The organism is Streptomyces ureilyticus (genome assembly GCF_011045025.1).
Lineage (GTDB): Bacteria > Actinomycetota > Actinomycetes > Streptomycetales > Streptomycetaceae > Streptomyces > Streptomyces ureilyticus.
Genome location: NZ_JAAKZX010000324.1, coordinates 1 through 8,066 on the forward strand (window position 1 = coordinate 1; position 8,066 = coordinate 8,066).

Consider the following 8,066-nt stretch of genomic DNA (forward strand, 5'->3'; position numbering starts at 1 on the left):
GGGCGTAGCGGTGCAGGCGCAGCAGGAGGCGGACCTGGTGCCACGGGGCGTCCTGCGCCGCCCGCACCCTGTCTTTCGTCAGGTTCCGGTCCGGACGATCGCTGGGTGTGACGACGTACGACGCCTGAATACCGTCCGTGGTCATGGACTCCGACCTTTACCTAGAGATCAGCGACGCCGCCCACGACAGCCCGACTTGGGTACGACACCTGGCCGAGACAGGGACAGAGGCCGGACTGCTGCTCTACGGCGTCCTCTTCGTCGTCGCCTGGTGGCGTCGGCGGCGGGGCGAAACGGGCCTGTTCGCTGTCGCGGTGCTTGCGCCTCTGGCCACGGCTGTGGCTTATGTGTGCAGCGAGTTACTCAAGTCCGTCGTGGACGAGGAACGCCCGTGCCGGGCCGTTGCCGACGCGGCCACCCCACTCATCGATTGCCCACCACACGGCGACTGGTCCTTCCCCAGCAACCACGCCACGATCGCGGGTGCCGCGACAGTGGCGCTGGCGCTGACCTGGCGCGGCATCTTGTGGCTGACGGCACCGATGGCCCTGCTCATGGCCTTCTCGCGGGTGTTCGTAGGCGTGCACTACCCGCACGACACGGTGGCGGGCCTGGCCCTCGGCGCACTCGTCGCCTTCAGCTTCGTACGCCTGACTACGCGTCCGGCGGCACGGGTGGCGGAGGCGATGCGGGGATCGGCGGCGGGGGCGGTGCGGTGGTTCGCGGGTCCGTCGAATCTGAAGTGACGTCACTTGTCCCGACGACTCTCCACTACTCGGCCAAGCCCGCCTCGTACGCAACGATCGCCGCCTGGACGCGGTTTCTGACCTCCAACCGGTCGAGGATCGCGCTCACGTACGCCTTCACCGTGCCCTCCACAAGGTGCAGGCGGGCGGCGATCTCGGGGTTCGAGAGGCCGGCTCCGAGCAGGCCGAGGACTTCGCGTTCGCGTGGGGTGAGCGGCGCGACGCGTTCACGGGCGGCGGCCTCGCGACTCAGCCTGCGCCCGGCGCCGAAACCGTCGATCACGTGCCGGGCCACCTTCGGCGAGAGGAACGCGGCACCGTCCGCGACTGCCCGCACCCCCGCGAGGAGTTCGTGCGGATCACCCGACTTCAACAGGAATCCCGTGGCACCGCCGCCCAGCGCCCGGGCCACGTACGCGTCCTCCGAGAAGGTCGTCAGGATCGCAACCGCCGTTCCCGGCACGGTCCGTACGATCTCCTCGGCGGCCGCGAGCCCGTCCAGGCGTGGCATCCGGATGTCGAGCAGCGCCACGTCGGGACGGTGCGCCTGCGTCAGCGCGACGGCTTCGCGTCCGTCGGCGGCCTCCGCGACGACCTCGATGCCGCCCCCGCCTCCGGCATCGAGGATCGCCTTCACGCCGGCGCGGACCATCGCCTCGTCGTCGGCCAGGAGTACGCGGATCACCGCACTCACCCGTCTTCCTCCTCATCAGGCCCCTGTCCGGCCGTATCGCCTCTGGGAACCACGTCCTTGGCGACCAGTCGCTCCCTGTCGTCGAAGCAGAGCCTGAAGTGCTCGACGGAGACGAAGAGTTGGCCGCTCGCGCGGTAGTAGCGGCAGTCGGCCCCCTTCGGAGCGGCGGGGGCGCGCTCCACCGGTGGGTCGCTCACCGTGCGGTCGGGCAGTAGTCGTCCGGCCTCGTTGAGCGGGGTTCCGAGGCGCAGTTCGGCGTAGTCGCCGGGCTTCAGGACGGAGTGGGTCTTCGTGTACGCGTACCAGGCGAGGGCTCCGCCGAGGATCACGGCTCCGACGGCGACGGCACCCGCGAGGGACAAGACCACGCGGCGCCGGGCATGCAGGGAGGGGGCGCCGGGCGGGCTCGGTGGGCGGTGCTCGGCGGCCTCCTCACCCGAGGCGACGAGAGCGACCGATGCGGCAGGTACGTACGCCCTGACCCGGAAGCCCTCCCCGTACGGCCCCGCCTCGAACCGGCCTCCGACACCCTCGACCATCGTTCGCAGCCCCAGCAGCCCCGATCCCCCGGACGACGAACCCGCTTCCGTAGCCGCCGCCTTGTTGACCACACTCACCTCCGTGCCGTCGGCCTCTCGCCGCATCGCGACGGTGACTGCCGCGCCGGGGGCGTGCCGGGCGGCGTTGGTCAGGGACTCGCGGACGACGCGGTGGACGATCCGCTCGACGAGCAGCGAGTACGTATCGGCAGACCCCGTCGCCTCCCAGCGCACCCGGAGGCCCGACTCCGCCGTGCGGGCCACGAGTTCCTCGACGGTCTCGCCGACCGGGGTCAGCGAGACCGGACCGTCGTACTCCTCCCTCAGGAGGCCGATGATGCGGTGGAGCCGTTCCGTGGCGTCGGAGGCGGCCTCGCGGAGGTCGGCGGCGGCCTCGCGGTGGTGCTCCGTGAGGTCGGGGGCGAGTTGGAGGGCGCCGGCACGCAGGGCGATCAGGCTCAGTTCGTGGCCGAGGGAGTCGTGCATGTCCTGGGCGATACGGGCCCGTTCGCGCAGTCGCGCCCGGTCCTCGGCGGTCCGTTGCTCACGCTCCAGTTGTTCGCGGCTCTGGCGCCAGTAGCGGCCGCCGAGCCAGGGGAACACGACGCCGAAGTGCAACGTGGCGATGAGTACGAGCCACTGGGCGGACGGGTCTACTCCCCGTACCGCGATCTGGAGCGTGCCGATGACGCCGATCGCGCCGAATGCCGTCAGGGCGGGGCGGGTTTGTTGTGCGTGCAGGCCGAGGAGGAGGGCGAAGGTGGCGAGGGCTGGGCCGTACGCCAGGGTGAGCAGGGCGGGGTCTGAGGCGAGGCTGAGGGCTGCGGTTGCGGCGAAGGCCGTGAGCGGGTGTCTGCGCTGTGCCGCTACGGCCGCGGCGAGGGTTGCGATGCCGGCGAGTTGCTCCGCCGTGGTGCGGGGCTCGTTCAGGCCGATGCGGTCGACTGTGGCCACCGGCAGGGCCAGGGCCGCCCACAGCAGGGCTTCTGTGGCCCTCCTCCGACGACGTTCCATTGCGCCGACGCTACAAGCGGGCGCAGGGCTGCCGCCCCTGTCGATCGTCAGGGGTTCGCGCCGCAGGGGGCAGCCGACAACGAACCCAACCCGCCACGACCCCATTCCGCCCAACCGCCGGAGGTACGTGGCAGGATCGGTGGCGTCATGACTGCGCCCACCGAAACCCTCCACACCCCCGTCATCCACTGGTTCGAAGAGAACGCTCGCGACCTCCCCTGGCGGCGCCCCGAAGCCGGCCCCTGGGGTGTCATGGTCAGCGAGTTCATGCTGCAGCAGACGCCGGTGAACCGCGTGCTGCCGGTGTACGAGCAGTGGCTCACCCGCTGGCCCCGACCCGCCGACCTCGCCGAGGAGTCGCCGGGCGAGGCCGTCCGCGCCTGGGGACGCCTCGGTTACCCGCGGCGCGCGCTACGGCTGCACGGAGCCGCCGCGGCCATAGCGGAACGCCACGGCGGGGACGTACCCACGGATCACGCGAAGCTGCTCGCCCTGCCAGGCATCGGCGAGTACACGGCCGCGGCCGTGGCCTCGTTCGCGTACGGGCAACGTCACGCCGTCCTCGACACCAACGTGCGCCGCGTGCTCGCGCGAGCCGTCACCGGCGTGCAGTACCCCCCGAACGCCACCACCGCCGCCGAACGCAAGCTCGCCCGCGCCCTGTTGCCCGAGGACGAGCACACGGCCTCGCGCTGGGCCGCCGCCTCCATGGAACTCGGCGCACTGATCTGCACGGCGAAGAACGAGAGCTGCGAACGGTGCCCGATCGCGGCCCAGTGCGCCTGGCGCCTGGCCGGGAAGCCCGCGCACGAGGGCCCGCCGCGTCGCGGTCAGACGTACGCGGGAACGGACCGCCAGGTACGCGGCCGGCTCCTCGCGGTGCTGCGCGAGGCGGTCGGGCCGGTCCCGCAGCCGGTCCTCGACCGCGTCTGGAACGAGCCGGTGCAGCGCGCCCGCGCCCTGGACGGCCTGGTCGCGGACGGCCTGGTCGAACCCCTCCCGGGCGGCCTGTACCGACTCCCGCTCACCTGACAGGCACCAACAGGTACCGAGTGTCTCGGCAGCTCTCGGCATGTTTCGGCCAACTGTCTCCCCCGCCCGGCAGGTACGCCTCTCCCACAGCTGACCCACAAGTTCCGGAGAGCGCATCACAGCCCGCTGACAGCCAACCGACACCAACCCCGCAGGCAAATCCGCCCAACCCCGCCCCATCCCCCACAGCTCTTTACTCCCGCCCTACTTCCGTTACACAACCGACGGACAGCCGAGCGCTCGCCGCAGGCTTGCTCGGACAACCCCGTGACAAGCCCTCCGTAGCTTCATTGCCGTACCGCGAACCAGCGGCACGCGAAGCAGCGAACAGCCGACAGCAGGCGGGTCGGAAACGGGGATCGGAGGCGGTTGGACATGGCGCACGGCGAGGTGCTCGAGTTCGAAGAGTACGTACGCACCAGGCAGGACGCGCTGCTGCGCAGTGCCCGCCGGCTGGTGCCGGACCCGATCGACGCGCAGGACCTGCTGCAGACGGCGCTGGTACGGACGTACGGCCGCTGGGACGGCATATCCGACAAGCGTCTCGCCGACGCCTACCTGCGCCGCGTCATGATCAACACGCGTACGGAGTGGTGGCGGGCCCGCAAGCTGGAGGAGGTCCCCACCGAGGCGCTGCCGGACGCGAGCGTGGACGACTCGACCGAGCAGCACGCGGACCGCGCGCTGCTGATGGACATCCTGAAAGTGCTGGCTCCGAAGCAGCGCAGTGTCGTGGTGCTGCGACACTGGGAGCAGATGTCCACGGAAGAGACGGCCGCCGCCCTCGGCATGTCGGCCGGAACGGTCAAGAGCACGCTGCACCGTGCCCTGGCCCGGCTCCGCGAGGAGCTGGAGAGCCGCGGCTTTGAGGGGCGCGCGTTCGTACCGGGCAAGGCGGGTAAGGAGCGGGAGCGTTGCGCGGCCTAGACACAGGCCCCGGCACGGAGCCCCCACGGGCCCGCGGGGCCCTGAAGGCGGCGATCACGGCAGTGGCCGTGATCGCCGCCCTCGGCCTTTTGGTATCCGCCTGCGCGAGTGGCGGCACCGGCGCCCGTGATGAGGGCCCGGCCCGTTCCGACTCGGTGTCGGTGGGCGCCGTCACGCCCGCCCCCTCGCAGTCCTCGGCCGAGCCGAGCGTGGACGCGGTCCAGCTCCTCAAGGCCGACCCGGAGGTCAGTGCGGCGGTCAAGCGTGATCTGCAGCCGTGTGTCGCCGACGAGTACCCGGTCGACGTGTCGTACGGCAAACTGACGGGCGGCTCCGCGGACGACCTGGTGGTCAACGTGCTGACCTGCGGCGACGCGGTCGGAGTCGGCTCGTATGTGTATCGCGGGCAGGGTGGCGAGTACGAGAACGTCTTCAAGGCCGAGGAGCCTCCGGTCTACGCGGAGATCGACCGGGGCGACCTGGTGGTCACCCAGCAGGTGTACGAGAAGGGCGACCCGGTGGAGTTTCCGTCCGGCGAGGAAGTGATCACGTACAGCTGGATCGCGGGCCGCTTCATGGAGCAGGACCGCAATCACAGCGACTACAGCAAGGTGACGGGCAGCGAGACGCCGTCCCCGGCCGAGGACTGACGTCGATAGAGCGTCTGACCTTGACTGGCACCTGCCCTCTGACCGACAACTGACCCTGGCCCGAGAACTGACCGTGCCCCTGAGCCTGACCGACACTCGACCGACGGAGAACTGAGAGCACCGGATGGCAGAGCAGACCCACGTCCTGTTCGTCGAGGACGACGACGTCATCCGCGAGGCCACCCAGCTCGCGCTGGAGCGCGACGGCTTCGTGGTCACCGCCGCACCCGACGGGCTGGCCGGCCTGGAGGCGTTCCGCGCGGACCGGCCCGACATCGCGCTCCTCGATGTGATGGTGCCGGGCCTGGACGGCGTCTCGCTGTGCCGCCGGATCCGTGACGAGTCCACGGTCCCGGTGATCATGCTGTCGGCCCGCGCCGACTCCATCGATGTCGTACTGGGCCTGGAGGCGGGCGCCGACGACTACGTCACCAAGCCTTTCGACGGGGCCGTCCTGGTCGCCCGTCTCCGCGCGGTGCTGCGGCGCTTCGGGCACGCGAGCGGGCACCGGGCCGCCGCCGAGTCGGAGAGTTCCTCGTCCGTCGACGGCGGTGTGCTGTCGTTCGGCGACGGCGATCTGGAGATCGACACAGAGGGCATGGAGGTCCGCAGGGGCGGTGAGCCGGTGGCGCTGACACCCACCGAGATGCGGCTGCTCCTGGAGTTCTCGTCCGCGCCGGGTACGGTCCTGTCGCGCGACAAGCTGCTCGAGCGCGTGTGGGACTACGGCTGGGGCGGCGACACCCGCGTCGTCGACGTCCATGTGCAGCGGCTGCGTACGAAGATCGGCCAGGACCGGATCGAGACGGTCCGCGGTTTCGGCTACAAGTTGAAGGCCTGACCGGATCATGCGGGGGACGAGCAAGAGTCCGCATGTGAAGCCGGGCGGGAATCCGGGCAACTGCCCGAGCAGCGGTCCGGGCGGAAATCCGAGCGGGAATCCGGAACACCGCAGTCCGGAACGGCTTCGGAGGTTCACGCGACGACCGATGCTGCGTACGGGGGTCAGGTGGAAGTTCAGCGCGGCGATCGCCCTGGTCGGGGCGCTGATGGCCGTCACCCTGAGTGTGATCGTGCACAACGCCGCCCGGTACTCGGTGCTCTCCAACGCGCGTGATCTGGCGGACACACGCGTACAGATCGCGCAGCGGAACTACGAGACCTCCGGGCGGGCCAACTTCCCCGGCATCAAGATCGACGATCCGGAACTGCCGAAGGACCTGCTGGCCAAGGCCGCGGCAGGCCGACGGGCGACGTACGTGGCGGAGAGCCCCGGCGGGGCGCCCGACATCTGGGCCGCCGTACCGCTCAAGGACGGCCGGATCATGTCGACGCACATGGCCGACCGCAGCGCCCTCGTGCTGGGCGACCTCGACAAGGTGCTGCTGATCGGTTCGATCGCGGTCGTCTTCGGCGGCTGCGCGCTCGGCGTCCTCATCGGCGGCCAGCTCTCGCGGCGGCTGCGCAAGGCGGCCACGGCCGCCCGGCAGGTCGCACGGGGCGAGACGGATGTACGGGTGCGGGACGCCATCGGCGGAGTCGTACGCGACGAGACCGATGACCTCGCGCGGGCGGTGGACGCGATGGCGGACGCACTCAGCCAGCGCATCGAGGCCGAGCGCCGGGTGACCGCCGATATCGCGCACGAGCTGCGTACGCCGGTGACCGGGCTGCTCACGGCGGCCGAGCTGCTGCCGCCGGGCCGGCCGACGGAGCTCGTACGGGACCGGGCGCAGGCGATGCGTACGCTCGTCGAGGATGTCCTGGAGGTGGCGCGGCTGGACAGCGCTTCCGAGCGGGCCGAGTTGCAGGAGATCGCGCTCGGCGAGTTCGTGGCCCGGCGGGTGGCGGCGCGGGACGCGGACATCAAGGTGCGGGTGGTGCACGAGTCGCAGGTCATCACCGACCCGCGCCGTCTGGAGCGGGTCCTCATCAACCTGCTGGTCAACGCGGCCAAGCACGGCAGGCCGCCCATCGAGGTCACGGTGGAGGGCCGGGTCATCCGCGTACGCGACCACGGGCCCGGCTTCCCCGAGGAACTGCTCGCCGACGGGCCGAGCCGCTTCCGCACCGGGAGCACGGACCGGGCGGGCCACGGCCACGGCCTGGGCCTGACCATCGCGGCAGGCCAGGCGCGCGTACTCGGCGCGCGGCTCACCTTCCGCAACGTACGCCCCGTGGGCATGCCGGAGGACATGCCCACGGAGGGGGCGGTGGCGGTGCTGTGGCTGCCGGAGCACGCCCCGACGAATACGGGGAGCTATCCGATGCTGCCGGAGTAGGGCGACTGTGGGGCCCCCGCCGCCCTTACCCGTCCCATACCAAGGGGCTCCGCCCCTGGACCCCGCTGGGGGCTGCGCCCCCAGACCCCCTTCGGGGCTCCGCCCCGGACCCCGTTCGGGGGCCAGCCCCCGGACCCCCGCTCCTCAAACTCCCCCAGCTACCGCTGGGAGGTGCCCCCAGA

8 protein-coding genes are annotated in these 8,066 nt (G+C 71.2%); 6 read left to right on the top strand and 2 right to left on the bottom strand.

Features of this window, described 5'->3' with window-relative positions:
* Positions 1–143 precede the first annotated feature (143 nt).
* A complete protein-coding gene (locus G6048_RS45415; protein WP_165345475.1) occupies positions 144–746 on the top strand; it encodes a phosphatase PAP2 family protein in 603 nt (200 codons plus the stop codon).
* A gap of 25 nt (positions 747–771) precedes the next feature.
* On the opposite strand, the gene G6048_RS45420 is transcribed toward G6048_RS45415, so the two are convergent.
* On the bottom strand, positions 772–1,431 hold the full coding sequence (locus G6048_RS45420) for a response regulator transcription factor (protein ID WP_165345482.1): 660 nt from the start codon (positions 1,429–1,431) through the stop codon (positions 772–774).
* A 5-nt stretch (positions 1,432–1,436) separates the two neighbouring features.
* Positions 1,437–2,993 (bottom strand): sensor histidine kinase, encoded by a 1,557-nt coding sequence (locus G6048_RS45425; protein WP_165345476.1) that lies wholly within the window; start codon positions 2,991–2,993, stop codon positions 1,437–1,439.
* 147 nt (positions 2,994–3,140) lie between these two features.
* Here G6048_RS45425 and G6048_RS45430 point away from each other — a divergent pair, with 147 nt between their 5' ends.
* The 5 genes from G6048_RS45430 to cseC all read left to right on the top strand — a co-directional run bounded on the left by G6048_RS45430 (position 3,141) and on the right by cseC (position 7,884).
* Positions 3,141–4,025, top strand: a complete 885-nt coding sequence (locus G6048_RS45430) for an A/G-specific adenine glycosylase (protein WP_165345477.1) — start codon at positions 3,141–3,143, stop codon at positions 4,023–4,025.
* Between the two features lie 375 nt (positions 4,026–4,400).
* Positions 4,401–4,952: a SigE family RNA polymerase sigma factor gene (locus G6048_RS45435; protein WP_165345478.1), complete on the top strand. Its 552-nt coding sequence runs from the start codon at positions 4,401–4,403 to the stop codon at positions 4,950–4,952.
* Positions 4,940–5,602 carry a hypothetical protein gene (locus tag G6048_RS45440; RefSeq protein WP_165345479.1) on the top strand — a complete coding sequence of 221 codons (663 nt, stop codon included), beginning with the start codon at positions 4,940–4,942 and terminating at the stop codon, positions 5,600–5,602. The genes G6048_RS45435 and G6048_RS45440 overlap by 13 nt, the downstream gene beginning before the upstream one ends.
* 124 nt (positions 5,603–5,726) lie before the next feature.
* A complete protein-coding gene (gene cseB / locus G6048_RS45445) occupies positions 5,727–6,443 on the top strand; it encodes a two-component system response regulator CseB (protein WP_165345480.1) in 717 nt (238 codons plus the stop codon).
* 7 nt (positions 6,444–6,450) lie between these two features.
* Positions 6,451–7,884 (top strand): two-component system sensor histidine kinase CseC, encoded by a 1,434-nt coding sequence (gene cseC, locus G6048_RS45450; protein WP_165345481.1) that lies wholly within the window; start codon positions 6,451–6,453, stop codon positions 7,882–7,884.
* Positions 7,885–8,066: the final 182 nt, after the last annotated feature.

Bases quoted from the DNA above. Each gene is read 5' to 3' on its own strand.
- G6048_RS45415 (WP_165345475.1), top strand. From the start codon at position 144: ATGGACTCCGACCTTTACCTAGAGATCAGCGACGCCGCCCACGACAGC.
- G6048_RS45425 (WP_165345476.1), bottom strand. From the start codon at position 2,993: ATGGAACGTCGTCGGAGGAGGGCCACAGAAGCCCTGCTGTGGGCGGCC.
- G6048_RS45430 (WP_165345477.1), top strand. From the start codon at position 3,141: ATGACTGCGCCCACCGAAACCCTCCACACCCCCGTCATCCACTGGTTC.
- G6048_RS45435 (WP_165345478.1), top strand. From the start codon at position 4,401: ATGGCGCACGGCGAGGTGCTCGAGTTCGAAGAGTACGTACGCACCAGG.
- cseB (WP_165345480.1), top strand. From the start codon at position 5,727: ATGGCAGAGCAGACCCACGTCCTGTTCGTCGAGGACGACGACGTCATC.
- cseC (WP_165345481.1), top strand. From the start codon at position 6,451: ATGCGGGGGACGAGCAAGAGTCCGCATGTGAAGCCGGGCGGGAATCCG.